The following is a 26,798-nucleotide window of genomic DNA, read 5'->3' as shown; positions in this document are numbered from 1 at the left end:
TTTTATTGATTGTAACCTCCCAAAAGTGATTCAGTATTAAATTGTAATTCGTGCTTGATTAAAGTATCAAAGAGCAAAGCAAATCGTAAAAGCTATGTGCAAAAATAGGACACCATATAGACTTACCTTCTTTTAACAAAATGCAAAATACAATTCCTAAAGCAAATGCAGTAATACTCTGGCCGATTAAACCGACGAAATCAAAATTCCCATAAAAAAAGTATTTTATTATATAGGCTGGCCAATGTACAGCGGCAAACATAAAAGAAGATAATAGTATTGCATTTATATTAGACGTTGCACTGCGTAAAGCATTATATCCCCATCCACGAAATACTGTTTCCTCCACGATTCCAACAATAACAAATTTAATAACCACTAAACTAAGATTTCTTTCATTAAAGTAAAATCCCTTATGTATAGCAAACATATCAGTGAAACAATAAATAGTCATAGCACTTAAAGTTATTATGAAAAATTTACCTATCTTTGGCCTTGATATCAATGTTTTCCATTGCCAAAATAGACTGTTATTGAATTTTATGATTAATAAAATTGCAGGAAAAAACCAAATAATTCTGCTTATATAGCCATATATATATTTACCCATGTTTAAATTATTATCAGAAAAAATTAAATCACTATATCCCCATGCATCTGTAACTAATGACCAAAAAAGAATAAATCCAAACAATGATGATAGTATTACAGAAATAGGACGCTTCTGTTTTGAGTTCATAGACTATATCCCCCTTCAAATTCTGATTGTCTTTCCATCTCATCCTACCACAATATTACTTTTACATCAATTTATTTCCCATGCCTTTAGAGACAGTAATAGATTAATTACCCAATATTCTGTAAAGAATTAAACATTGGGCTCTGTTAGGTAATGGTATTGTTATTCATTTAATTTTGGCGTATTATATTACCAAATTATATATTAGGGGGTTAAGTATGAATTTTGATAAAGAAATGAAAATACCTTTACAAATAGCATTGTTATTTGTCGTCCTTACCAGTATATTTACTCTGCTGGAGAACCTTGGTTCATTCGTATCCATGGGAGTAAACAAAGACAGTATTGTTTATTTTTTTAAGAGCAATATGTTATGGTTTATTGTTGTGATATTAATTATATTAGGATTAAGCATTTATTTAAAGAAAGTAGAAGGAAAGTATAATCCATCGTTTATACATAATGAAACAATACGGTCAACATTAGGTCTCTTATTAGCATTTGAAGGATTAGTAATTATATCATCTAGAGCCCCAAGCCTTTTATTATTCATCCAAGCAAATCATCAAACAGCATCTACATTTAAAGAAGTCTATATACGTAGTATTTTGGCTTCATTCATTATACCAATGATAATAAATCTGGTAAGGATATTACTTGGTTTATATTTTGTTTTACAGAAAAATAAGAACAATGAGATTGAATAGATTGAAAAATGCGTTGCATTTTTATCATTTCTATTTAAGCAGTATCGTAAGCGGGCTTGCGATATGCATGGGGATTCGTGTGAATAATATTTATTTTGACGACAATTTAGTTGAACAATTTTTAGTCTAAAAATGTTCTAAATAACCTTTACTTAAGGTTTTTATAGACATCGAAAATGCCCCAATACTTTTTTAATTAAGTATTAGAGCATTTTTCTCTTAGATGCGACAACCTGTTTTGAACTATTTGAACTTCACCAGAAGAAAGGGGGGCCATTTAGCTAATCTATTTATACGTTTCCGATCAGTCCCAAATAGGAACTTTTACAAATAAATCATCCTGTGAACCGTCAATCCACCCCTTCACATTTTTACTATTGATGATTCTAATATAACATTTTCCTTTGTTTGAAACATATATTTTATCGGCTCTTACCTTATCTCCCGAATTTAACTCAAATGCAATAGCTGCACCTTTCTTAAGAGATTTGTATGTCACATATTCCTTTTTTACCCTATACACATATTTTTTGGAATAAGGCGTTAGGTTATACGTATTCGTTTTTACCGCCACAATCTTACGATTGATTAATTTATAAGGTATAAAGCATTCATAATCACCTATTACATCTCCAATGGGCCTATTTGCTATCAGCTCAAATGATGCATTATCGGATACATGATCAAAAAAATAAGTCGCCATATTTAAGTACTTAGGACCATCTTTCCTTTCTATCGTTTGATTTAATTTAAGTTTGGAATCTCTATATTGTAGATAAAAGGTTTTCAAGCAGATGGCACTGTAATCTCTTGTAGTAATAAAAAGATCCTGAACATTGTCATCGACGTCTATATCCGCCAGACTGACAGTATAATACTGGCATTTCAATGTTTTCTCAAATACAACTTTATCATTAATATATACGGTTAATGTTTTCTTAGTTTCATCGTTTTTCACATCTATTTGCTTACAAATTACCTTTTCGTATTTTCCATCGCTATCCAAATCCTCATTGTATACCGTTTCTAAATCCAATTCTTTAAACTGTGTCGGCGTCGGCGCAGACGCACTTACCTTCGAACTATTCGCAACACCAGATAGTAGTGACAGAACTATTACCATACATATTATTTGCTTTTTCCTAAACATAATAAACTCCTCGTACAATAAATTTATATCCTAGTTAATACGTTACTGACTTAATATTTTTGTGGCATATATGAACGGGTATCTATTTATCTGCAAGGTTCCTAACGTATTGATATTTTATCTCGTCTCTCAATCTATGCAGTTTACAGTTACGCTTAATAAGGAATCATCCTAATGTTAAAATTGTTCCTAATGGAACATTAGCTAATGTTACTCACTTAAAGGTTTTTCTAATACTATAATTATTATGGAATATTATAACAACTAATTCTTAATTTTTTCTTATCATTTGTTTAACGTTTTACTAAATATTACATGTTTTTTTACATGTAAATGCTATCTTAAAAGGAAAAGGCAACTCTCATTTTAGCCTAAGATATCTAGTTATTATTTTCTCCGTATGCAGCACCTTTTTGAACCAAAAACGGTTTATACTAAATAGCACCTGTTTTTAAATTAAAAAAATCTCTAAACCTTATTCTAAAGGTTTAGAGACCATTCTAAGATAGACGACAACCAGATTTGAACTGGTGATCAGTGTGTTGCTGAACCCGACCATCAAGTCCTACAATACCAGTATATTCAAGGGCGGTAGCCATTCTGTAACCGACTTACTCAAATGTTATACACAAAAAGGAAAAATTCTCAAATTTCACTTAGAATACTCTTTTTCCAAACATTTAAATTAAGGCAGGAAAAGCTCCTGCCCTAAATTTTGTAATACAGTTCAAACAAATTATCAAAAATCTTTTATTTCCTTAGCTAAGCTAAAAGGAATTTCTTGACCATCTATAGTTTCCAGATATGCTATTTCATGATGCATGTAATCAACTATATCACTTGCCTTGTAATTTCTAAATTTATTTATAATTTGGTCTAGTATATCCATTTCATGTGCATCTATAAAAGAAAAATCAATATTATTGTTAGGGAGAATATGGTATCTTGTATTATCATAATCTTCTTCTTTTTGTACATTTATATTTTCTAATTCCAAAATCTTATAATGTCCTTTGGGTAAAGCCCCCAAATCTTCATGACAATATACCAGACCCGTCATAGCTTTACCTTGTAATTTATAGCTCAATGCATCAGAATACCACAACATTTTCATAAGTTTAACCTTATATAAATTATTAATTCTTTTTGCAAAATATGAAACAATACTTTCTAGTTTATCAATATCTAATGTTTTATAACCATTAAAATCGGATGGTTCTATATAATTTAAGTATTCACTCTCTAATATTTGGCGTTTTAAATATTCTTTACCATATTGTAATAAATTCTTATTTATTTTATCTTTTATTATCAAAAACTTGGATTCACTAAATTTATCTTTATTTTTATTTAGATATTCATATGTCTTCATGGGATTGTCACTTATAAGTCTTAAAATATTATCATACGCTTCATCTTGAATTGCTTTACTTTCATATCTTGAAATTGTTACTTCTCCCCATCCGAGTAAATTGGATAAATCACTTTGAGATAGCCCATATTGTTCTCTAACTTTTATGATTTCTTCAGAAGTTAGCAGTCCCTTTTTTACTTTATATGCGTTTCTTGCATTTTTCATATTTTCATCTAATATTTTGGCAGGAACAAATTCATTTTCATCTTCGTCTTTCATATGATTACAAAAATAATAACATTCTTCGTATTCTACTTCTTCTCCTTTAATTGTTATAGCAGATATTCTTTTTCTCTCTTCGATTTCATGCTCTTTCTCACACAATGGGCAATCCATCAAGATTCTCCTTACTAAATAATCTTGCATTGTCGCTCCTCCTTTTAATAGGCATTTGCTAACACTGATTCATGCTTTATGTTCTCAAATGTCCATTCCTTCCAATTTTTATTTACTATCAACTGTATTATTTACAGTATACTTTTAAAACATAAAATTACCTAAAGTAATTTCTTCTATCTGTACGGGTGTTGCATCGAATACTCTGCATAGTGAAATGACAGACATATGACTTTATTTTTTTCATCTCTTACTTTAAGTTTTATGTAAATCTCTTTTCCATTAATATTTTTACCAAATACAAACAACAGTGGTGGGTTATCATCGTCTCTATCATACAAAGTTTCTGAATAATCTTTTACGGTTAATTCTTTTACCCTTTCTAATACATCTGATGAATCATAATCTAAATCTGCCAATGTATAAGGTGTTGAATATTTCTCTTCTTCTCCATATTTTTTCTTGCTTATAAAAACTAAATTCTTTTCGATAATAAAATGTTCATTGTTTATAACTGTAAATAAATCATTTATAAATTTTAGGACATCTTTTTCTGAGGAACTTATTTTTATTTTTATATCTGACACCTCCAACTAATACTATCTTATTATTTACTATCTACATATATTATACACTATCATTTGATAGTAGTCAATGTCAATTGATTGTTCCATAATATTATTATAATAATTTGCACTTAAAATTACCCATTTCCAATAATTCTAAATTAAATTAAAGACACCTGTTCGTTTTACAAGAGAACTACCACAAAATATCGTAAAAAAAGAACTCAGCAAAAATTCTCTGAGTCCTTATCGTAATCAAGTAATAATAACAATCCATATCAAAAAGATTGTCGAATGTTTTCATCGTAGCTGTTTTACAATTGTAGACCATGGAATGTACCTTTGTCGTATCGCACCATTTACAAGAATTCACATACCCCTCAAGGAACCTTTTTCCCTGTAACCTTGTTATTATCGACTATAGAAGGGAATGCTCATAATTTTTAGGCATTATCCGATTTTCACTCTCATATCCACTTCCCAATCATCGGGTATCTCAAAAAAGTGGTTTATATCATTATCATCGGTTAAATAAAAATGTAACTTTCCTTGTTGTATCTCTTCGTTGCGGTCTTTAATATTCTGCAACCTTTGTTTTTCCGATATATCAATATAATGTAATTCACACTCAACTCCCATATCCGCGTAAAACTGACGGAGTTCATCACGTTCTGAACGTGACCAGAATCCATTTTCACATATGACAATTGCCCCTGCTTTTGCTGCTTCGCCCGCTTTCAGCTTTACATAATCTTCAACTTTTGCGCAATATTCTTCATATTTTTTCGGCTCATTATCATACAACTCTGCCCCAAACAAACCAAGCATAAGCTCATCTTGGCTGATATTTACAGCATTTAACTGCTTTGCAAGTTTATTTGCATAAGTGGTTTTGCCAGAACCGATTTTGCCGCATATTAAAATGACTTTACCCAAAGAATCACCTCCATATATTAGGGTGACATAGAATATCATGGAGTCACTCCATTTAATATTTATATGTTAAAATCCTGTCCCATCTGAGTTCTCCGTTTCGAAATCATGATCTTCTCCCTGTAATTCTCCACGTTTAAATCTCATGTAGCTATCCACAGGCTTTGATGTTATAAGTACTATGCCAATGGCAATGCAAATAATATCTACCGCCAGCAAAACCAAATTAAATACCGATAATAATGCTAAAGTTCCAGCTAATCCATTAAATAAGGCATAAATTACAAGCAACCATTTTGCCACCTTATTGCCTGCGTACAGGAAATAAAGGAGTGCTCCGATAAATGCTAACCGCACTAATCCTTGAATTACGCTCGTTGATCCCCCTTCTGCCGACCCATAAGCCATTACACTAATAACTGAAATTACATTAATCAGAACTAACGCCAATGCTACTCCATTTAAAACTTTCCTACCCTGTTCTACCATATTCATTTTTCTTCTCCTTGTAGTATTATTATATCATTTATAGCTTAAAGTATTGGGGGTCTGTTAATACAGCTGGACATAGGATGAGGCGTAATTCACCCACATATTCTCCGATAAATGAAGAACGTAATCTGCCAAAACTTTTAACAATCCCAACTCTTCGTTCATTACTTCATTATAACACTCCAATTTTGTAACAACAACAAAAACCAGATCAAAAATTCGCCTATACTCAATAGAAATGCCAATGTGAAGATAAAACCTGCTTCACATTGGCATCCATTATTATATATTGAGTTGTTTTCTATACAATATTTTAGTAAGAATTTAGGAATTCTTTTCTACCCAGGTAGCAAAAGCACTTAAAAAGCTGTCTATAAACTCTTTTGTACCCGCATTGCTTAACGCACCGGTCTCATCAATTAAGGTGTGGTAAGCGCCAATATATGCTTCCGGCTGGGCAAGTGTAAGAACATTTAAAAAAGCAAGTACCTGACGCAGGTGATGATTTGCACCAAAGCCGCCGATTCCGCCAGGAGACTGACTGATAATGGCAGCCGGTTTGCCGCTCCATACATTTTTGCCATAAGGTCTGGAAGCTACATCAAGGGCATTCTTTAGAGCTGCAGGTATGGAACGGTTATGTTCCGGTGTGATGAAGAGGAAACCATCCAAAGCCTGTATTTCATTGCGGAATACCGTATATGCTTCAGGATCTGCACCGTCATAGTCCTGATTGTAAAGAGGAAGTCCGCTGATATCAATCAATTTAAATTCGAAATCTTCTGGTGCATGATTCTTCACATACTCAGCAATACTTCCGGAAAAAGAATTCTTTCTTAAACTACCATTTATAATACCTATTATTTTACTCATAATAACATACCTCCAATTTTTTATTTTTTTTGTGATAATTACTGATTACATACTGTAAATCTTGTACGGATAAACCGTGGATTTTCTATTTCATTTAAAATTGCGACTGCCATTGTTCCGCTTGTTACAAGGGATTTGCCTGTTGCAGAGGTCAGCAGATGATCCTTACCTAAAACAGGAACCGTTGCCTCTCCGGCAACAAACTCTGCCGAAGGAGATACCCCAACCCAGTTAACATTTTCGATACTGCGCAGGAAGTTAAGAGTTTTATAGGCTTCAATAGGAATAGAAATCCAAGAAGCAACTTCCGGAGCGGTTTTTAAGGTATCCAAAAACAGCTTATCCTCTTTGTCCAGCAGACTGGCTGCGCCAAGAATAAAGAATAACCGCGGGTTATTAGTTTCTCTGAACATAGTAATTAGCTTTGCAGCTAAGTCTAAATGTAAATATGCTTTATCCGGGGTAGTTGCAAAAGCATTGATGATGACATCAAAACTATCAAGATCTGCTTTTGATAAATCAAATACATCTTTATCGATCACGTTTACACTGCTGCCCAGCAAGGAAACGGCTTTCTCTCTATTTCGCACGATTGCTGTAACTTCATGTCCCCGTGATATACTCTCTTTGTAAAGGGCGGTACCGGCCATACCGGTAGCACCGATGATTGCAAGTTTCATACTATACCTCCTTACTATGGAATAAATTCCTTTGTGATTTCTGCCAGCGTAATGACTGACAGCTCTTTTTCTATGGATTTTTGAATATTACCGTATACATGTTTTAAAGTTTCTTCAATATTTGCCCCAACGGGACATTGCTGGTTGGTATTGTCATGTATACCAAACATCTGTGGATGATCCTCTACAGCAAGTAATATATCAAGAAGTGTAATATCCTCTTCTTTTCTTGAAAGCCCTGTGACACCAAGCTTAGTGCTGGTCTCAATCAGCTTCGCATTCTTCAAACGGCTCATCAGACGCCGAACCAGCACCGGATTGGTGTTAATACTGGAAGCAATATACTCAGAGGTAACGGGTTTAACCTCCGTCAATGCAATTACACTTAAAATATGAATACTAACCGACAGTTTCGTTGAATACATAAGCAACTCCTTTTGTAACAATTATAGTTACAAATACGGAAGTTGTCAAGTACTTTATTATGCATACAACATATTTTAGAAAATTTTTTTAAAAACATGATAAGATTACGCTTGAATGATTTAAAAAAGGCGTAAAAGTTAAGAATTTTTACGCCCCAAAATTACCACTATTCATTTTTTCATTTTTCATATATTAGAACATCAGCAGATTTGGACTGGTAGCGATACTCGCCGGTATAAAGGTGAATTTTAATTTATTCCGTCTGAGAGTATCCACCATGCCCAACGCGGTGATGCTATAAAAATCTGGGATGCACCTTTAGGATTCCATCGCACTACTTGTTAAAAATACATTGTGTCTCCACTCCAAAACATTTGGTACAGGATATACATTTTGCTGGCGTTCTGTCACCGCTAACCCAGCGATTAATCAGTTCCGGTTCACGGATAAAAGGACGGCACATGGAAAGATACTCAATTTTTGTTTGGTTCACAATATCCTCTAACCCGTTAATATCTCTGATGCCACCAACACATATTACTGGAATAGAAAGATTTTCTGCGAGTTCTGCGGCATAATTTTTAAAGTATGGTTCTGACTCAGGAGTTACTTTTCTGATCGTTCCTTCACCAGCTCTGGAAAGTGCTGTACCACCGCTGATTTCAACGGCACTTAAGCCTGCTTTTTGTAACATTTTACATAAGTCAAGACATTCGGTAAAGGTCAGTCCCTGCTCCATAAAATCCTCACAGTTTACTTTAGCAAGCACCGGGTACTCTTCTCCGACAGACTTAACGATACGTTCAACGATTTCCACAACAACTCTTGCTCTGTTTTCAATAGTTCCACCGTATTCATCCGTCCTTCTGTTGTAGTATGGAGTTAGGAATCTGCTCAGCAGATAGCCATGAGCAACATGAAGCTGTACCCCATCAAACCCTGCTTTTTTAGCCCTGACAGCTCCGTTTACAAAAGCAGCTTGCATTACTTTTATATCTTCTTTTGTCATTTCTGTTGCCCCTGCTATCGTCGGTTCATTATCAAATACGCTGGGAGCCCATAATACGCCTTCGTTCCTGCTTCGGTTCTGTGCACCGTTACAGACAAGTTGAAGTATAATTTTAGAGTCATATTGATGCACGGTATCGGTTAATTTTTGATATTCGTCTATAAAGGAATCATTATAAATAGCCATTTGTCCCGGTACTATTTTTTCAAGATCCGTAACGTTAGTCAGTCCGGTAATAATCGTTCCTACGCCGCCTTTTGCCAGCTCCTCAAAATGAGTGATCAACTTTTCTGTCACATGGCCTAAAGCATCTGCCATTCCGTCATGGGTTGCAGAACGGACAAATCTGTTTTTAAGTTTCATTCCTGATAATTGAGTTTCATCAAATAATGTTTTCATACTAATGCTCTCCTTAATCTCTTTTAATTTCTTTTAATCGATTTCATTTCTTTTAATTAATTTTATTTCTATTAATCGATATTAATTTCTTTCATTGATTTTAATCGCTTCTTTATCACTTCGATCATTAACTTTCTCTATCACATGACTATACTAATTTCTTTAATCGTATTCTTAAGATGATCATTTTTGAGAATGCTCGTTCTAATTACGACATAAAATAAACATTAACTATCAAGAATAGCTAACGAGAACTCAGTAATTCTGCGCAGTTTCTCCTTATCAGCAGAATTTCTGGAAAGTATTCGAATTCCAAGTAATGCATTGTGCAAATACTCTGATAAGATATCAGCATCTAAGCTGCAGTTAATTTCTCCTGCCAGCTGTCCTTTAAGAACAAGGGCTTTAAAAAAATGTTCTGTTTGTGTAAATGCTAGTTCCACTCTTTCTTTTACTTCCTTATCCCTTGGTGCTAACTCTGCTGCTGAGTTTACAAACAGGCAGCCCCATTGTTTGTTATCCCACATCCCTTCTACTACCCGATCAAAGATCAGTCTGATTGATTCTTTCGCTGTTTTGGCCCTTAATGCTTCCCTCTTTAATTCTTCTTGCATATAGTCCCCAAAAACATCTAATGTTTTCATAAATAGCGAGTGTTTATCACCGAAGGTATCGTATAAGCTTCTTCTATGGATTCCCATATGTTCTACCAGTTCACTCATAGAAGTTTTCTCATAACCTTGTTCCAGGAATAATTCCATGGCTTTCCATAGAACAACACTATCTTCAAATTCTTTACAGCGACCCATATTTTTACCACACTGCACCACAAGTTACTTGCGATACTGCCACAGATTATAATGTGAAAGAATCATTTTGTGGCATCCTTTCAATTCTTATATTTTCTTTCATCTTTACCCTCTGGACACATTATACTTTTTTGAGAACGATCGGTCAAGTATTTTCTTCATTGAATTTACTACACATTAATATACTACTTATTAGTAAATTAACTTTGTGAATATTATCCGAGCTTCTGTTATCCCAGTTAAATATAGTCATAAGACAAAGATTGACAATGGGCTTATTCTATTATCCGAAGAGGTTAATTGAATAAGCCCATGACAATAATTTTAATAATCCTAAAAATTTTCAGAGCACTACTATTCAAATGCGATTTAATATTTTTTATGTGCATAATCTGCAACGCAAAACATTTTGACGAATAGTAACAATTAGCAAAATGAACCTGCCTACCCTGAACTGCAAAAGGCAGGTTTATATTTATGCTATTTTTCTTTTCCACTTTCTACCTTCCGGTATTGCCAGAACGTGATTTCAAACATCCCTCTTCCCTCCGTTATGGTAAAAAGCTGTGTCGCGAAGTCTTTACAGGCATCCAGTGTCACTTTACCTTTTGTAATCATTTCCGATTGGGTATATTCCGTAGCTTCCATAGAGGCCTTCATCCGTACCAGCTCGGATATGATTTTCTTTTCGTAGCCCTGTGGAGCCGTCAATGTATAGCTCATAACCGGCTCCATAATCATTGTGCCGATTTCCCTTAAAGCCTGATACACTACTTTTTCCGCCAGCCTCCTAAAATCCGCCGGTGTACTGGTAACACTGTCGTAATCAGAGTGCATAAAAGTTACCCTGGTGTCCACCACCTCTCCGGAAATCCCTTTTTTGATGCCTTTTTCCACTCCTTCTCTTACACCATTTTGAAAGGATTTGGTCAAATCCCCGTAAGAGACCTTTGTTTCGTATTGAAACCCACTGCCCTCCTCTAACGGCTCTAAGGTAAGACCAACACCTGCCTGTAACAGATTCCCTTGTTCAAAAATGGGTACAATACAAGTAATTTTATCCAAAGGCTTCTCTTTCTTTACCGTCATTAGGCTATCAAATTCTGTATTAAGATGAAATCTCTCCGTTAACAGTATCTGCAATATTTCTTTCTGCAAATTACCAAATAATTTTAACTGAATTTCCTCTGTTTCATCGTCAATATTTAAGTCCAGATAAGGGTCTTCCAGAGCAAGTATCTGCAAGGCTTCTAAGAGTTCCCGCCTGTTTGAGGCAGGTACCGGTCTTACCCCGACTTTTAGCAGAGGCTCCGTCTGTAAAAAGTTGTGAAGCTTAGTCCTGACTCCAATCCAGTCCCCGCATTTTATTTCTTTCTGATCCATAATAACGGCCACATCACCGGCATTAACGCTATCCACTGGTGTGATTCCGCCATTTACACATCCAAATAAATTACGGATTATAATCTCGCTGTTATCTTTCTCAATAATTGTACGCATTCTTAAAGTAAGTTCACCGGAAAAGACACGAATAAATATCAGCTTATGATTATGTTCATCAAACACTACTTTGTAAACATAAGCAGAAAGTGCTGTGTTTTTATTATCCTTCGGCAAAAATAAGCTGCTGACCCCCTCCATTAATTCTATAATCCCAACATCCTTTAGCGCAGTTCCATGATAAACCGGATAAAGCTTTCCATAATTCACTCTGCTTTGGATTACTTGTTCATAGTCTTCCTTTGTAATCATATCATTGTTCAAATATTTCTCTAAGAGCCTTTCTGACATAACAGTTATCTGTTCTGCCAGTTCCGTTTCCTGATAACTTCTTTCAGAAAGACAAAACCTTTGCACATTTCCTTCATACTCGTAGATCACTTTTTGCATCAATATGAAATTGCCTGTAAGCTGCAATTTAATCTGTTCATAAACTTCATCTATATTTACACCCATACGATCAATTTTATTCATAAAAAAGATAGTAGGGATCTTCATCTGCTGTATTTTGTGAAATATAGCCCGTGTCTGGGGCTGGACTCCTTCCTTCGCAGAAATAACAAGAATTACTCCATCAAGTACTGACAAAGCTCTTTCTACTTCTGCAATAAAGTCCATATGTCCCGGTGTATCAATAAGATTAATTTTCGTTTCACCAATCATAAATGATACCGTAGCAGAACGGATGGTCATTCCCCTCTGTTTTTCCAGTTCCATAGAATCCGTCGTGGTTGTACCGTTATCCACATTTCCCATAGAATTTTTAACACCGCTGTGGAACAGGAAGCCTTCTGTAACTGTTGTCTTTCCTGCATCTACATGTGCCATAATACCAATATTTAATTTTTTCATATGATCACCCATTCTTTCCTGGCCTGAACATTTATTACTCAGGCTTTATTTGCGATATATTGCTTTCGCATCATTCATATACAGGTAATCAGCAGCTTCCCTTATGAGAACGGGCGGGTTGCCTGACATGGGTATCATGTTCTTATCTAAAATTAAGCGCAAAAAACCACAGTCAACGACTGTGGTTAAAGTTCAAATATAAATTCGAATCATCTGTTAGTCTGCTTATCTTAAATAACAGATCTTACATGAATACCAAGGTCGGCTGATTGCATCTTACTTATTCTGTTCTCAATTAAATTAAGCTTGCGCATATTTTAGCCTCCTTTTTATTCTATCTAGTAATAAAAATACAACAAAATCCTGGAACTGTCAACTATTATTTGTAAATCGACATCATTGTTAGCAGAAAGTTTATTCTTACTTACCCTTCACTTGGCTGGTATCACACTATTATGCAAAGTATTGGTCAATAATCTTCTTTATAGCAGGGTGATCCCTATCATCCTGTACAAGATAATCTACAAAGAAATTCTCTACTTCTTCATCTTTAATCTTTGCAAGAAGTTCATAGATATCATACCAAACAGTTACATAAGCATAGTTTTTGCAAAAATAAAACATCACTTCTTTAAACCTTGGATTTGATGAATAATATAACGCAGCTGCAATATTAAGGCAATCTTCATTAGATAAAGGCTCTTCCTTATTTACTATGCGATTCAGCCTTTCATCCGATATGTCTCCTGCCCACTCTATTCTTGCAGCACTTAATGCGTCCGGAAAGACTCCTTCTGCTTCCAGTATTTCCGGAGGCCATTCATAGTTCTTGTCGAAATCTTCATTCTTTAAGGATAGGTACTCTTCTGCTTTATCTTGTTTCAATTGATTCATTTTCCATAGTTTCATAATATCCGCTACAGGTGTAAGCAGTTCGTCTTCTTGTAACACTATGCCGTTTATTGATATTCCACCTTTGATATTCTGTTCCTTATTCGCTACCCGAACGGAACTTGCAGGAACTATAACAAGGGATTTTACCTTTTTCTTATCAAGTGCTGCAGCTACAGCCTTATGATGTCCATCCAGCAAAGCACACAAGGATCCGTCAAAATGATACGCAATCGCCCTATAACCATCATTTTTTCTATAATACTCAGCCTGTTCAGGATTATAAAGGCTTGGTGGCTGTGTGGGTAAGATATAATTTGGAATTCCCTCACTCCATAGACCATCTCCGCCGTATACCGGGCAGGAAGCTTTATTATAGGTTGGTTCATTATTGAGCTTCCAAAAGAACTCGCCATTCCCATTTGTAGGGCACAATTCCGTATCAACAAGGGCATAATATCCAGTTGGCAGAAGTCCTAAAAGAGGTTTCAGATTGGTAAGGGACTCTTTAAGTGAAACAAAATTTTGATTTATTACATCCCTTAGTTCAGATATTACTTTCTGATCGCTCATGTTCAATCCATATCCAGCCGCTACAAGCTTTTCACAGGTTGGGCAGAAATAGGGGTCATTTCCTTGGAATTTAATTAAGGGAGTGTTTCCGTAAACTAAGGTGGCTAATGCTTCATTTTCTTGATAGCTATATTTTACGGACAATAAACCTTTCCCGTTTTTTACATAGAAAACAATTCCATTGCCTCCCCAGTTTGACTGATGGGTATTAAATGATTTTATTGAAATTATATCGGTGTTGGATTTCTTAAAGAAATTATGAAACACTGTTCCCTCCTATTACCACTTTCATTACATTAAGTATTCCCCACCTGCTATAATGTCATCTCGTATTGCTCTGGTGATGTCATCTTTCGTTATGATAGAATATACTTTGGTTCCATACTTTTCCTCTATTCTTTGAGCACCGGTCATTAAATCACCCTCTCTTGTTGACATAAAATCTGCAATAACTATAACAGCGGTAACTTCTATGTCAGCCAATTTTCTCAATCTTTCTATCCTCTCAATTAAATTACTACCTGAAAAGATCAAGTCATCTATGAATATAACCTTTTCTTTATCACTTAAGGTATGACCGCATATTATCCGCCCCCTGCTATCAGGAACAAGCCTGTCATGACAGTAATTTACCGTCATTCCGTATTTTTCATACAACGCAATGCTTGCAGCAGAAGAAAATGCTATTCCGTGGTAAGCCAGCCCAACTAATGTATCATATTCAAGGTTATTGTCCCTGATAAAATCAGCAAAAAATCCTCCGACTTTAGAGATCTGATCGTTTGTCTCAAATTTTTCTGTATTAATACTAAATTTCGTCTCCTTACTAGAACTATCATTATCTACGACTATTTTTAGCATCCCATTGTTTACCATGAATTGTATAAAGCGCTCCTTATTCGTCAACGCGTTAAGCTTAAACCCAAATAATTCATCGATGGTCACTCCAAAATAATTAGCGATCACAGGTATTATAGAAATATCCGGCTGTGCCACTTCATTCTCCCATTTACTTATTGCTTGATATGAAATATGCAAAACATCAGATAATTCTTCTTGTGTAATCCCTTTAAGCTTTCTTAAATATTTGATTTTTTTACCAATTGAAACCACTTAAAAACCTCCTATAGTTATACTAGTAAAGAGCTCTTTTACAGTTTCATTATAACACTAATACAATACACTACAATAACATGAAAGTTTAGTTCATCTCAACCAACAGTTGAAAAAACTAATTGCTGGATTGTCACCTGGGCTTAACACTTTTCACAATATTAAAAAATGCTTTATAACTTACCACAACACTTCTTAAATTTCTTTCCGCTGCCGCAAGGACAGGGATCATTTGGGTAGACTTTTTTCGTATTCTTCGTCATCGTTCCATTCATTCCGTTTTCAAAAGAAAAAGATGAGATATCGGTGGCTGTTGCATCCAGATCGATCTTTATCCCCATCTGACCTAACTGTTCTCGTCCTTCGACCAGCATTCCAGCTGCTTTTGAACTTCCTGGAACTATTGTAGTTGAGTCAGAATACAATGTTGTCTGACGCATCGCTTCATCCGGGGTACACCCATGATTGCACCACAATCTAACAGAATTCATAATCTTCATTGCATACCCGAGAAATTCATTTACTTGATCGGTATCTTCAAAATCAATGCCATACCCTTGCATGGATTCAAATATAAACTGTGCATATTCGTGTGGATCTCTCTCTTCTCCGGACTTTCCCATGTCAGTCGCCTGATCATGAAGTTCATTCATAAAATCATCCATACATTCGTTCACGGTTACTCCGGCCTTTTGAGCAACATTTTCAAAGTTAGGCAGAAACTTTTTCTCAACATACTTTCGCATTTGTTTTTCTGCATTGGATATTTCATAATAATTATCATCCGTATATCGCAGAAACTCTCTTTTAGACGGATGATACATCTGCTTTAAACCTGCATCTTCATATAGAATACGAAATGAAGACGCACCCACGGATTTATAAAAACGTTCAAGATCTTTTTCCGTCACTTCTCTTTTCATTTTACTAAAGAACTGCAACATTTTTTCCTGTTCATTCTGATACGCATCCACAAAGCTACTATGAAGCAAAAGACCATCCATAGTTGTACATACGACCGGAACTGCATCTCCAATCAATTGATGCAACGTACATGTACACATAAATTCAGGGGTAAACATCACCGTATTTTTATAGTTCCCATCAACATGGTTATATCCTTTATCATCAAATTTATTCTCATATTCAAGTATTAGAGTCTGCAGTTCTGCAACATGTATAACGCCGTAAAGGTTTACAGCTGCCATTGCATAATCAGCTACTAAACGCATGTACTTTTTTCTCTTTTGATACACTTCATTTTTTGCTAATTCGTTATATCGTTCCGGACAACCAAAATTTTCACATAAACCCAACAGTGCTTCATCTGTTTCATAAAAAGTCAAACAAAATCCTTCAAAAAGGGTATCATCTCCCAGGACATCCGCCATCAATTCTACTCGCTGTGCTTTCTTTAGCTTCGTCTCTGAAAATTCCAGTTCTTCTATCTTTTTAAATGTTTTTAGAGCTTCTTTTCCTATTATGGTATCTAATTGGTAATCTATTGTTTTACCGGTTTCTTTCTCTATTACAGGAAACAGATCATCCCTATCTGCTTTTTCTACTAAACGGAAATCATTATTTCCTAAAAGAATCCTAACCATCAGCTCATATAATAATGTCACGTGCTGCGGTTTGTATTGTTTTATATGATTTGCAATTTGATCTCTGCTTTCCCTCATTCTTCTCCTTCTCCTATCCATGGAATCGAAAAATTTTCATCAGAAATTCCATCCTCCATCCCCCACCAAAAACCAGCGAATGCATCAAGAACACTTCCAAGTTTTGTAACCATTATATGTCCAGCCCTTCTGTTCTTATCTCATATGGAACTTCATTTTCCTCACACCAGTTTTTTGCCTTTTTACAAAGTGTAATCAGTCTCCATGCATAGTAACTTTCTGAAATTCCTAAACGATTAATTTCGTCCTTAAAATTTCGATATGGTTTACGCCCTCGCAGCACGCGTAAGAGCTTTTCCTGATTTTGGGGATTCGGAGTAGCATATGCAAACTCCTCCATGATCTCATATTCATGAATATCATACTGATTCGGAAGCCGTACATATTTATCTGTCGTATCAATTTCTTCAGCCAAAGCCTCAGCTTCGTCATCCCTTTCGATCCAGGTTCCATCTGATAAAGATACGATTTCTCCGGTTTCCATATTCAAATATTGTTCCCAACCATCCATTATCGCTTCCATAGCATCAGCTATATATTCAATACTAACAGTTACTTTTTCCATTATAAACATCTCCTCTGACGGTAAGTTTATTAGTCAAAATTATTAAATGCGGCACAATCATCCTGCCATACTTTCATATTATCTTTGATTATAGAACAGAGATAATTATAATCTTCTTTCGATACGTATCTATGTTTATTCATACACTTGTAGAATTTTTTGATACTTGCTGCCGTTGTCTTTATTGTTCCTGGAGTAGACCACATACACTTATGTATGAAAAAGTAGCCTAAAAACATATCAATCTTACTACCACAGCCTTCCTGCATCTCGAGAGGAGCTTCTCTTGGAAGATAATCGTTAATGTAAAACTCTACATTATCAACATGATTACTTATTGTTTTGTGAGTAAAACCGGATTCCATCAAATCTCTTTCAAATATTTCAAGATATCTATTATTTTTTTCTTGTTGCTGCTTGCACTGCATATCATACTCTTCGTAGTTCATTGAAATCCCCTTTCATCTATTACAAACTCCTAATCAAATGGTAACTCTTCTACTTTCTTTTTAGGCTTTAAACTTTTGTTATCTGATTTAACCTGCTCTGCCAAATCTATCTTCATACATTTCCCTAATCCATATTTTCACAGGGGCTTTCCACTGTTCATTTTTATTTGGTATATTTTTTAATAAGCTCTTAGGATTGAGTCCCATTTCTTTTGCCATTTGAATTTCTTCATCATTAAGCTTGCATCTTCTCTTGGCTTCAAGCCATAATTCCTTACTGTATGCCATTAATTGTTATATCCTTTTCATCAATGATAGATTTCTTTACATTATCCCAGTATGCTCCAGTGCCTCCTTAATTGCTTTTCAATTGGACACTGTAACAGTTTACATCCTCAGACTTCGGCTTGTTATAATAAGCACAAATCGATTTTGCTCCTTTATTTTACATTCATTTTATCATTTCACAACGAATATTACAATTATTTTCAAATTTCCTGTTTCAATTTACTCTACACTATAACACACAAGAAATAAGTTAATAGCCATCATATTTTCTAAACTACAGACTATACATTGTTCTGCATATAGTTCTTTTCCCTGCATAGTAACAAATATAAAAGCCCCCCAATTGAAGCACTTAAATATAGCACGCTAACTGGGAGGCTGGCTGATACGACGGTATTAATTCCATCGTTCTTCTTTATTCACTTAATTTTCTAATCTTAAAATACAGCTTTATTTCACTACTACTTTTAATTTAACAGAGGTACTACCGACGATGCAACAACATAAACAGTTCCTTTTGAGGGTATACGGAACCTATGCCAGAAGTAGAAATCCAATCCGATCATTCGAATACCAACCGACAAGGAGCGGCAGCCATCCACAGAAGTTTTTGAAAGGTGAAGGTTGCTCCTTATAATCAGATATGATCTTTTAATTATTATCTTCCGCTATTACGATCAGATAATCCTCCTCCTGGAAGGAGATTCTTTCTGATTTCTTAGGATTTGTTACAACGCGAATACCATCCTCTGCCACTTTCTTATAGCCGACAGCAATTTCGCCTCTCTCCTTCGCTATTTCTGTAATTGTATAAAAGTCTGTTTCCACACCGGTCTTAACATAACGTGATGCTTTCTTCATATATAATTCCGAACCATCCGCATCCAATAGATCTTCAAAAAGAAGCGCCAGTTTTCTGTTCTCCGCGACTTGCGTTATAATCAGGTTTGTAATTGTACTTCCAACGACAAAATCATTCACATTAGCAACCTTGGCAAGCTTCTGGTTGCTTACGGAACACATTTCACTGGTAATATTAAATTCTCTTTTCCACTTACTTTCAATATCTCTAAGCTGTATCAGTAATAAAAGTGTTTTAGCATCCGCACTTTCCATATCGCTCTGCATATCGCTCAACAGCAAGATATCCTCCGCTGATTCCTTAATCAGCTCCTCTAATTCACTGCGTTTATAAATATCGCATTGCTTTAATACTACTGATATATTCTGATATCTATTGCTCTCTATATCATCTGGAAATTCTGTGTTAGCTACCGTTATCTCAGTTCCCGGTTCAGTATAATTATCTAATTCTGCTAAAATATCCGGCATAAAATTATTATATCCGAGTATGAGAAGTGGTCTCTTGCTCTCTGTTACTCCGTTGTTTGCTTCCGTCTTGACAGATAAATCCAGTTTTACTATCTGGGAATTTGGCTTTGAAGTGCCATCATCCTCTGCAAGGTGAATGATGTAATCCTTCGAACTTATTTTTGTATCCATGGGGGGATTCATCATAACAAGCCCATCCTTCTGCAATCCGATTACAGTTGATATTTCAAACAGATTCAGCACCTCTCCAAAGGTTTTGCCCTCCAGTTCCGGAAAATTTTCAAAATAAAATTCATCTCCACCAAAATCAAAAAACTCGGTAAGTACCATGGACAAACCAGGCTGCCTACAGGTATGGGCAATAATTCTTGATATCGCATCCTCAAAGAATAATATCTCTGCCTTACCTTCTCCTGCAATTTTAGCCGCTCCCAGGTTAGCTTTATCATGTATGATAGATGTAATATGAAGGTCATTATCAAATGCATTCTTTGACTTTAAGTAGTTTAGTGATGCTAATATAACCTTGATAACCGAAAAGTCGTCTTCTTCATTGATAATAATTGATTTGCTGTTCTCAAGCGCTGCCCTTTCCAATAGATAGGGCTCTGTTACTCTTCCTGATTTACATATCACTCTTGTGGTTTTAAAATCCTTTATATTGCCTTTAATTCTTTCCTCCATAATTTCTTTTTCTTCGTCACCCAGTACTACAATACAGTTTTTCTTATGATTAGCTCCTGCTTCTATCAGCTCGGTTAAAATCGTATATATACTGTCATTGAATCCGATTACTACAGTATGTCCGGTTTCGATTACTTTTGAAGTACCTTTTCTTAAATCATTCAGCTTTGATTCAAAACCCGTACTGATAATACCGATTAATATACTTGTTATGAAAATTCCGCAAATTGTAACCAGTGACATTAGTAAGACGTACCATACATTTGTTGTGTTATCACCGGCCAAAGTTCCTGCATCAATTGCATGCATGAGACTTTGCCAGATAGATTGACCTGTTGCAAGATCTCCATTGGTTAATGCACCCAAAACACCTGCTATTACTACCACAATCGCCGTTATAATAAATAACACCTCAACTAATGCAATCGTTCCCTTTGACATCAGATTATCAAACTGGTATCTGACTTTGTCCCAAAACCTCGGTTTATTCTTTTTCATTCTATCCTCCGTGATATTGTATAAATAAATTTATACTTATTATACCATATATTGGCACTTTGTGTATAATTATGTCTATCCATTTATTCAAATTATTTGAACAAATGGATCGAAGTGCATTATACTTACAAATATTTAGTTGTCGCTTATGGCACAAAATTTATCATGTCATAGAAATCTATCATCTTTATCATGAGACTGACTAAATTTTATTTCATATAATATAAAATTAGTTATATTATACTGCTGTAACCAATACAAAAAAGTCCGATTACTATGAATCGGACTTTTTTGTATATCCACTGATTATATTAAGTATTAACTACCTGCTATAATATCATCTCAAACTTTACCTTATTGACAATTAATTTCAGAACTATTCGATACTATCCAAAATTTTTTTAAGCATAACAACTTCTTCTTTCGTCAAAGTAGTCCCTTTTCCCATCTTCTCGTGTTCTGGTGCCCAATCACGAATATCATATTTGGGCTCTGCTCCATTCCAACTGATTAGATTAATTTCTTTTCTCCAGCCCTTCGCATTTTCGGAAAGCACTCCTATCTCTTTTACAATATCATATTTTATATCTGCCATATTTATCGTTTCCTTTCATTGAATTCCTTCTTATAACCTCTGACATTAATTCTTTAAAATTTGTAATTATATCATATTTACTATTTTCAGAACTGATTGCTTTAATTCCGTTGATTAAGGTAAATTATAAACTATCTAATGTGACATAGAATAACAAAAAAGACCGTTCAATGTAATAATCCCGTTCAATAAATTATGCATTAGTATTGGACCAAGAAGGCTCTTTGTCTTAAGAAAAGTTATCCCATAAACCACTGCAAAAATCAAGACAGTCAACTGCTGAAACCCGTCTATGTAAGTTATCTGTGGTGGAAACAGCTCATAATTGATATGGCCTATCAAGAAATTAACTGTTGATAAAAGAATTACAGTAATGTACAATCCTGAATTATTCTTATAATAATTCTTAAACAGTACCAGTAAAACTGTTATCACAAATCCTCTGAAAAATAACTCTTCGCTCGTTCCGCTAAGCAAAGTTTCAAATAAGAAATAGCCTATAACATTTCTTGTATTCACTGGAAATCCCATATCGAAAATCAAACCATTTCTGACCATCAGATAAGAAACACCAAATTGAAGAACTGCCCATACTACACAAAAAACTATTGTATATTTAATGCTGACCTTATAATCATTCAGGTTAAATCCAAAGTCACGTGTTTTTAGATGAAACAGCTTAACTGCCGCCCATATTAAAATCAAATAAACAATTGCCTGAAATATGTGATGCAGAATTAAATACATAAACGCATCGTCTTGATCAATATACTTATAAAATGGATATAGCTTGAATGCCATCCCGTATAAATAGTTACCCATATAGTGCTGAATTACAATTGATAGTACCAAAAACAGCGTTATGATTCCGACCAATTTTATTCTTCGATTTACCACCATTTTATAATCTCCCTAACCAATTACATTATTTTTTATCATAATCTTTTTGATAGATTGTTTTTCCATCATCAGATTTACATTCAATTTTTGTCAAAGAGTAGTCAGAGTTTATATTAATGTCAACAAAACCATGTTGATTTTCACCTATATTTATAGTGATAACTTTAGATTCAGGATAATAAAGAATTACTTGTTTTATTTGATCATTATTAAAATATCCTGAGGTTACATGGAACTTTTGGTCTTCTGTATCAGGGTAGCTTCCAATAAACTGAGTAATCTTAACGGATTCATCTTGTTCGTTAGCATAATCCTCAAAATAAGCTAATTCCCATTCATCTTTTTGTTGTTTCGCAACTGTAAATCCATAATATAATGATTGATCATTTTTTATAAGAAAAACTAAATAACTAATATTATCAATATTAGAATAATCTTCATAGGAAATACTATTTGCTTTTTCATATCGCTCATTAATACTGTCTTCTGTTAAGTTTTGTATAGATGCTGCAGCTGGAAGCAGCGCTTCCTTTTCAGTAGTAGAATAGCTGCTAAACGTACTAAAATCAGCATTTTCAACTTTTTGTTTATTGCTGCAACCTGATAATAATACTATAAATAGGCATGCATACACTACTATAAGCTTAAAACTTTTAGGCATATCCAAAAGTAGTTATTACTATCAAGTTATTGCTTTAACTATAACAGTAATACATTGATTTGAGAATACCCTTTTTACAAGGGAATCAGACTTCTTTTTCTCCAATCCAAGTTTTTGTATTAACTAATATCTCTTATCTTATTTTTCATCTTTTAAAACCTCAATCATGATTAATGCCCCATACTTAAAACCACATTCAAAAGCATCCGCTGTTTCAAGTGCTACAGTTTCAGTATGTAATTCCATTAGCTTCATGATAGTTTTATAGTCTTCTTCCGAAACTTTGTTTTCTAATGATTCCATAACCTTAATTGCCTTATTGTTGATATTACGATATTCCGGATTTTTATCATAAAAAAATTGATCCCGGTTAAGATAGGCATAATATAGCTTTTTAAGTATTGACTCCATTCTGTTTCTTTCCTTTCATTATAATTGCTAGTTTTATTTTCTCTTATAATTATAATATTTCAACTATTCCGAATCATCCATATACCTTTCTGACCTAAATTTGCTTTTACTATATTTATTGCATCTATGTTTTAAACAAAATCCTTTTATGTTCTTCATTAGAACATTATTTATCATAATTTGAGATAAAATAGTTTTGTGTTCCAATAAAGAACAGAGGTGAATATTATGAAAATAGTTTTAGATTCCGAAGATCGCAATGTTATAGGTTATCGAATAAAATCAGCAAGATTAGGTTGTAAAATGACTCAGAAAGAGTTATCAGTAAAGCTTGAAACTTTAGCAGTTTATATCGACAGAGCAAGTATTTCTAAACTTGAACAGAAGAAAAGAATTGTTACTGATATTGAGATATTAGCTCTATCAAAAGTATTAAATGTTAGTATTCCATGGTTATTTGGTTTAGAAAAATAGAAAACCAATGTTCTAATAAAGAACATTGTAACATGAAGCGTATAAATAGTAAATAGACATTATATAATGTATAAATACCTCCAAAAAACGATATCTACTTACATCTCAAGAATTGTGGTAAAGGCATGTACTCGGAATAATACTTATCCCAATTTCTTCAACATAATTATCTGCTTTCCCTTTGCTTATTCTACGCTTTTATTAATCTCTGTAATTTTTGATAATTCATGTTTAATATCATCTTCAATAATAGCTGCATGGGTTGCTAACCTTAATATTGGTATACCATATTTTTCAAATATAACGTCCTTCTTTTTATCTCTTTCTAACTGATCTGGATTATTTAAATGAAATTCTGTACCATCTACCTCAATGGCAAGAACCGGGTTATGGTTAAATTTATTAAATATAATAAAATCCACACTGCTTCTTGGTTGTTTTATAAAATTTTTTTCAATTTCAGTACATTTATCCTGATTTAAAAAGATATCAGAAAGCCTAACTTCATGTGCAAATGAATAACAATGATAGATATCTTGCTCGAGTAATTCTGATAAAATTGAATATATAATCTTCTCACTTTTAAATTTTATTTTTTCTTTAGCATTCTGCATTGCTTCTTTTCTTGCCAATAATCTGATAGAATAATCCTTATAAAGTAAATCAAAAACAGAAATGACTCGTCCTTCTTTTATATTATTTACATTGTGATATTCTATGTACTTTATCAAATCACCGACGTCATTTCCATTCTTATAAAATGCATCTGCATTAGTAATAAGAATTAACTGATTTTTCGCTCGTGATACAGCAACATTAATCATTTGCGGGTTATTTATAAATGACATCTTTACTTTTGCTTTTGCTGATTGGTCTAGTACCGTAGAGAAAACTATAATTGGCTTTTCTCTCCCTTGATACTTGTGAATTGTATCCTTTTCAATTTCTTCTGAATTTATTTTATTTGCATATTCTATTTGCATTCTATAAGGTGAAACCAATCCAATATCACTCAGATTTTCTGAGTAGAGTTTTATGTTATAGTCATTCTCATTTTTGAGTAAATAATTTAGTTCTTCTAATTCTCTCTGATTAAATGTTCCTTTTCTTCCCTTATTGAGTTCACGCATATGGTTTCCCTCAGACGTTTTTATAACATTTATCGCATTACTATTTGAGTTACTGCTATATATAATTAGGTCACCCTCATAATACTTCATATTACAAAATCTAATAATATCAGGATGGCATCTATAGTGTTCTTGCAGTAAAGTCCTTTCTATAGTATCCCCATATAAACAGTCAAGAGAGTCCATTATATTTTTCGTATTATAATCGTAGGCTTCATTTTCAAAGTTCATTTTAATTTTTTCTGGTATATGTGGTAATTGCTTTTGATCACCTACAATAACAATTTTTTTAGCACATGATAACGGTATCACCGATTTCACAAGATCTAATGTGGAGGCTTCATCAATGATAACATAATCAAACATAAATTCTTTAGCTATTGAGTACGTCACAGAATAAGCTGTGCTTAGAATTACCGGATAATCTTTAATGAAAGAATCAAAGTTTATTTTATATGAGTCAATTATATATTTTTTCTTTTTCTTAAATCTTTTACTTAAATAATGATGAAATATTATTTTTGATATTTGATGATGCTTATCTGCTAACTCTTCGAAATTTTGACTTTGCAGTGTTTTATCATATTCTACTAGCTTATCTTCCAAGTCTTTAATCTTTAAACTATAATAAATTTGTTGAAAACGAGTAATTACCTCATAGTCCTTTTCTTGAAGATACTTAAATCTATATATACCATACTTCACGAAAAGCTTAAACTTATTCTTAAGTGTTAGCTTTTCTTTATCCGTTATCATAATTTGATGATCAATCAAAAAACTAATTATTTTATCATACCCTAAATTTATAAAACTAATATATTTATTGTCAAAACCATTTATATTATGTGCATTATTATAGTATTTTTCCTCTAACTTTAATGCATTCAATTGCTCAGTTGTTATTCTCTTTTGCCTATCTTTTTCCATCAATAATTCCAATTGATTGCTCAATTCTACTAACTTACTTTGAAGCATTTCTATATTTTCTTCATCAAGATCCTTGTTATATAAATCTAATGAATCTATACCTTGATTTTTAAAAAAATTCTCTTGATTCTCCTTGCTTCCTAACAAAGCAAAAATATAACTATAACCATCTTTTATAAGCTTATCTTTGACATTATCAACTGCTGCATTATTATTAGATACAATTGCAACATTCTCACCTCTAATAATAATATTCGCAATTATATTTAATATTGTTTGTGTTTTACCAGTTCCAGGAGGTCCTTGAATGATGCTCAATTCATTTTTTAAAACTTTCCTTGTTGCTTCCAGTTGACTCTTATTAAATCTAAATGGAAACAGTAAGGGTTTGTCATCTTCAAATGTTTCAAAAGGAGTCCCATTAAGGTATTTATGCAATAATGAATTCTCACTTATAGAGATATTCTCATAGTATTTACCTAGCGCTGAAAAATCATCACCAACTTTTATACTATTGGCAATTTGGGTGAATTTCGCAAAAGGTCCAACGGATTTCTTTCGAATAATCACTCTATTTTTCGCTTTAAAGAATGTATAGGGGATGTCACTAGCTTTATATCTTACTATATACTCATTCTCATTCTCTTCATAATCAGCTATTTCCTTAGTTTTATCAATACCATCAATAAATATATTTTCTATAACCATATTAATTCTCGCCTCTGTTATTATAGCTTCAT

Annotated in this window: 26 protein-coding genes; 2 read left to right on the top strand and 24 right to left on the bottom strand. The window is 33.7% G+C overall.

Going from position 1 to position 26,798, the window contains the following annotated elements; genetic code table 11:
* Positions 1 to 58: 58 nt before the first annotated feature.
* The gene (locus QA584_RS07495) at positions 59 to 739 is read right to left on the bottom strand and encodes a CPBP family intramembrane glutamic endopeptidase (protein ID WP_278273893.1); all 681 of its coding nucleotides are present in this window, start codon (positions 737 to 739) and stop codon (positions 59 to 61) included.
* A gap of 218 nt (positions 740 to 957) precedes the next feature.
* Between QA584_RS07495 and QA584_RS07490 the strand changes: the two genes are divergently transcribed.
* A complete protein-coding gene (locus QA584_RS07490; RefSeq protein WP_278273892.1) occupies positions 958 to 1,446 on the top strand; it encodes a hypothetical protein in 489 nt (162 codons plus the stop codon).
* 304 nt (positions 1,447 to 1,750) lie between these two features.
* Here the strand turns inward: QA584_RS07490 and QA584_RS07485 are convergent, their stop codons facing one another.
* The 22 genes from QA584_RS07485 to QA584_RS07380 form a co-directional block, all read right to left on the bottom strand.
* On the bottom strand, positions 1,751 to 2,596 hold the full coding sequence (locus tag QA584_RS07485; protein ID WP_278273891.1) for a hypothetical protein: 846 nt from the start codon (positions 2,594 to 2,596) through the stop codon (positions 1,751 to 1,753).
* 739 nt (positions 2,597 to 3,335) lie between these two features.
* Positions 3,336 to 4,376, bottom strand: coding sequence for a type II TA system antitoxin MqsA family protein (locus QA584_RS07480; protein WP_278273890.1), 1,041 nt, complete (start codon positions 4,374 to 4,376; stop codon positions 3,336 to 3,338).
* 146 nt (positions 4,377 to 4,522) lie between these two features.
* Complete coding sequence (locus tag QA584_RS07475) at positions 4,523 to 4,939, bottom strand: hypothetical protein (RefSeq protein WP_442870347.1); 417 nt, start codon at positions 4,937 to 4,939, stop codon at positions 4,523 to 4,525.
* A gap of 423 nt (positions 4,940 to 5,362) precedes the next feature.
* Positions 5,363 to 5,848: an AAA family ATPase gene (locus QA584_RS07470; protein WP_278273889.1), complete on the bottom strand. Its 486-nt coding sequence runs from the start codon at positions 5,846 to 5,848 to the stop codon at positions 5,363 to 5,365.
* A gap of 66 nt (positions 5,849 to 5,914) precedes the next feature.
* Positions 5,915 to 6,340, bottom strand: coding sequence for a hypothetical protein (locus QA584_RS07465; protein ID WP_278273888.1), 426 nt, complete (start codon positions 6,338 to 6,340; stop codon positions 5,915 to 5,917).
* Positions 6,341 to 6,661: 321 nt separating this feature from the next.
* Positions 6,662 to 7,210 carry an NADPH-dependent FMN reductase gene (locus QA584_RS07460; protein ID WP_278273887.1) on the bottom strand — a complete coding sequence of 183 codons (549 nt, stop codon included), beginning with the start codon at positions 7,208 to 7,210 and terminating at the stop codon, positions 6,662 to 6,664.
* A 38-nt stretch (positions 7,211 to 7,248) separates the two neighbouring features.
* Positions 7,249 to 7,890, bottom strand: a complete 642-nt coding sequence (locus QA584_RS07455; RefSeq protein ID WP_278273886.1) for an NAD(P)H-binding protein — start codon at positions 7,888 to 7,890, stop codon at positions 7,249 to 7,251.
* Between the two features lie 14 nt (positions 7,891 to 7,904).
* The gene (locus QA584_RS07450) at positions 7,905 to 8,315 is read right to left on the bottom strand and encodes an Rrf2 family transcriptional regulator (RefSeq protein WP_278273885.1); all 411 of its coding nucleotides are present in this window, start codon (positions 8,313 to 8,315) and stop codon (positions 7,905 to 7,907) included.
* A 335-nt stretch (positions 8,316 to 8,650) separates the two neighbouring features.
* Positions 8,651 to 9,724, bottom strand: coding sequence for an NADH:flavin oxidoreductase (locus tag QA584_RS07445; protein WP_278273884.1), 1,074 nt, complete (start codon positions 9,722 to 9,724; stop codon positions 8,651 to 8,653).
* A 227-nt stretch (positions 9,725 to 9,951) separates the two neighbouring features.
* A complete protein-coding gene (locus tag QA584_RS07440; protein ID WP_278273883.1) occupies positions 9,952 to 10,533 on the bottom strand; it encodes a TetR/AcrR family transcriptional regulator in 582 nt (193 codons plus the stop codon).
* Positions 10,534 to 11,013: 480 nt separating this feature from the next.
* Positions 11,014 to 12,885, bottom strand: coding sequence for an elongation factor G (locus QA584_RS07435; protein WP_278273882.1), 1,872 nt, complete (start codon positions 12,883 to 12,885; stop codon positions 11,014 to 11,016).
* A 453-nt stretch (positions 12,886 to 13,338) separates the two neighbouring features.
* Positions 13,339 to 14,616, bottom strand: coding sequence for a hypothetical protein (locus QA584_RS07430; protein ID WP_278273881.1), 1,278 nt, complete (start codon positions 14,614 to 14,616; stop codon positions 13,339 to 13,341).
* A 24-nt stretch (positions 14,617 to 14,640) separates the two neighbouring features.
* A complete protein-coding gene (locus QA584_RS07425; protein WP_278273880.1) occupies positions 14,641 to 15,462 on the bottom strand; it encodes a helix-turn-helix domain-containing protein in 822 nt (273 codons plus the stop codon).
* A 173-nt stretch (positions 15,463 to 15,635) separates the two neighbouring features.
* On the bottom strand, positions 15,636 to 17,144 hold the full coding sequence (locus QA584_RS28825; protein ID WP_278273879.1) for an SEC-C metal-binding domain-containing protein: 1,509 nt from the start codon (positions 17,142 to 17,144) through the stop codon (positions 15,636 to 15,638).
* A 112-nt stretch (positions 17,145 to 17,256) separates the two neighbouring features.
* Positions 17,257 to 17,709 (bottom strand): UPF0158 family protein, encoded by a 453-nt coding sequence (locus QA584_RS07415; protein ID WP_278273878.1) that lies wholly within the window; start codon positions 17,707 to 17,709, stop codon positions 17,257 to 17,259.
* Between the two features lie 29 nt (positions 17,710 to 17,738).
* Positions 17,739 to 18,158: a hypothetical protein gene (locus QA584_RS07410; RefSeq protein ID WP_278273877.1), complete on the bottom strand. Its 420-nt coding sequence runs from the start codon at positions 18,156 to 18,158 to the stop codon at positions 17,739 to 17,741.
* Between the two features lie 87 nt (positions 18,159 to 18,245).
* Positions 18,246 to 18,446 carry a hypothetical protein gene (locus QA584_RS07405; protein WP_278273876.1) on the bottom strand — a complete coding sequence of 67 codons (201 nt, stop codon included), beginning with the start codon at positions 18,444 to 18,446 and terminating at the stop codon, positions 18,246 to 18,248.
* Between the two features lie 651 nt (positions 18,447 to 19,097).
* Positions 19,098 to 20,960: a CASTOR/POLLUX-related putative ion channel gene (locus tag QA584_RS07400; protein WP_278273875.1), complete on the bottom strand. Its 1,863-nt coding sequence runs from the start codon at positions 20,958 to 20,960 to the stop codon at positions 19,098 to 19,100.
* Positions 20,961 to 21,336: 376 nt separating this feature from the next.
* Entirely contained in the window at positions 21,337 to 21,555 is a 219-nt protein-coding gene (locus QA584_RS07395; RefSeq protein WP_278273874.1) for a YdbC family protein, read from the bottom strand.
* Positions 21,556 to 21,690: 135 nt separating this feature from the next.
* Positions 21,691 to 22,455 (bottom strand): CPBP family intramembrane glutamic endopeptidase, encoded by a 765-nt coding sequence (locus QA584_RS07390; RefSeq protein ID WP_278273873.1) that lies wholly within the window; start codon positions 22,453 to 22,455, stop codon positions 21,691 to 21,693.
* A 25-nt stretch (positions 22,456 to 22,480) separates the two neighbouring features.
* A complete protein-coding gene (locus tag QA584_RS07385; RefSeq protein WP_278273872.1) occupies positions 22,481 to 23,122 on the bottom strand; it encodes a hypothetical protein in 642 nt (213 codons plus the stop codon).
* A 132-nt stretch (positions 23,123 to 23,254) separates the two neighbouring features.
* Positions 23,255 to 23,527, bottom strand: coding sequence for a DUF6809 family protein (locus QA584_RS07380; protein ID WP_278273871.1), 273 nt, complete (start codon positions 23,525 to 23,527; stop codon positions 23,255 to 23,257).
* 228 nt (positions 23,528 to 23,755) lie between these two features.
* On the opposite strand from QA584_RS07380, the gene QA584_RS07375 reads away from it, so the two are divergent.
* Complete coding sequence (locus QA584_RS07375) at positions 23,756 to 24,001, top strand: helix-turn-helix domain-containing protein (protein WP_278273870.1); 246 nt, start codon at positions 23,756 to 23,758, stop codon at positions 23,999 to 24,001.
* A 185-nt stretch (positions 24,002 to 24,186) separates the two neighbouring features.
* Here QA584_RS07375 and QA584_RS07370 read toward each other — a convergent pair whose 3' ends face one another.
* Positions 24,187 to 26,766: an AAA domain-containing protein gene (locus QA584_RS07370; protein ID WP_278273869.1), complete on the bottom strand. Its 2,580-nt coding sequence runs from the start codon at positions 26,764 to 26,766 to the stop codon at positions 24,187 to 24,189.
* Between the last annotated feature and the right edge of the window lie 32 nt (positions 26,767 to 26,798).

The organism is Anaerocolumna sp. AGMB13025 (assembly GCF_029689925.1).
Taxonomy (GTDB): domain Bacteria; phylum Bacillota; class Clostridia; order Lachnospirales; family Lachnospiraceae; genus Anaerocolumna.
This window is presented reverse-complemented; position numbering and strand designations above follow the sequence as displayed.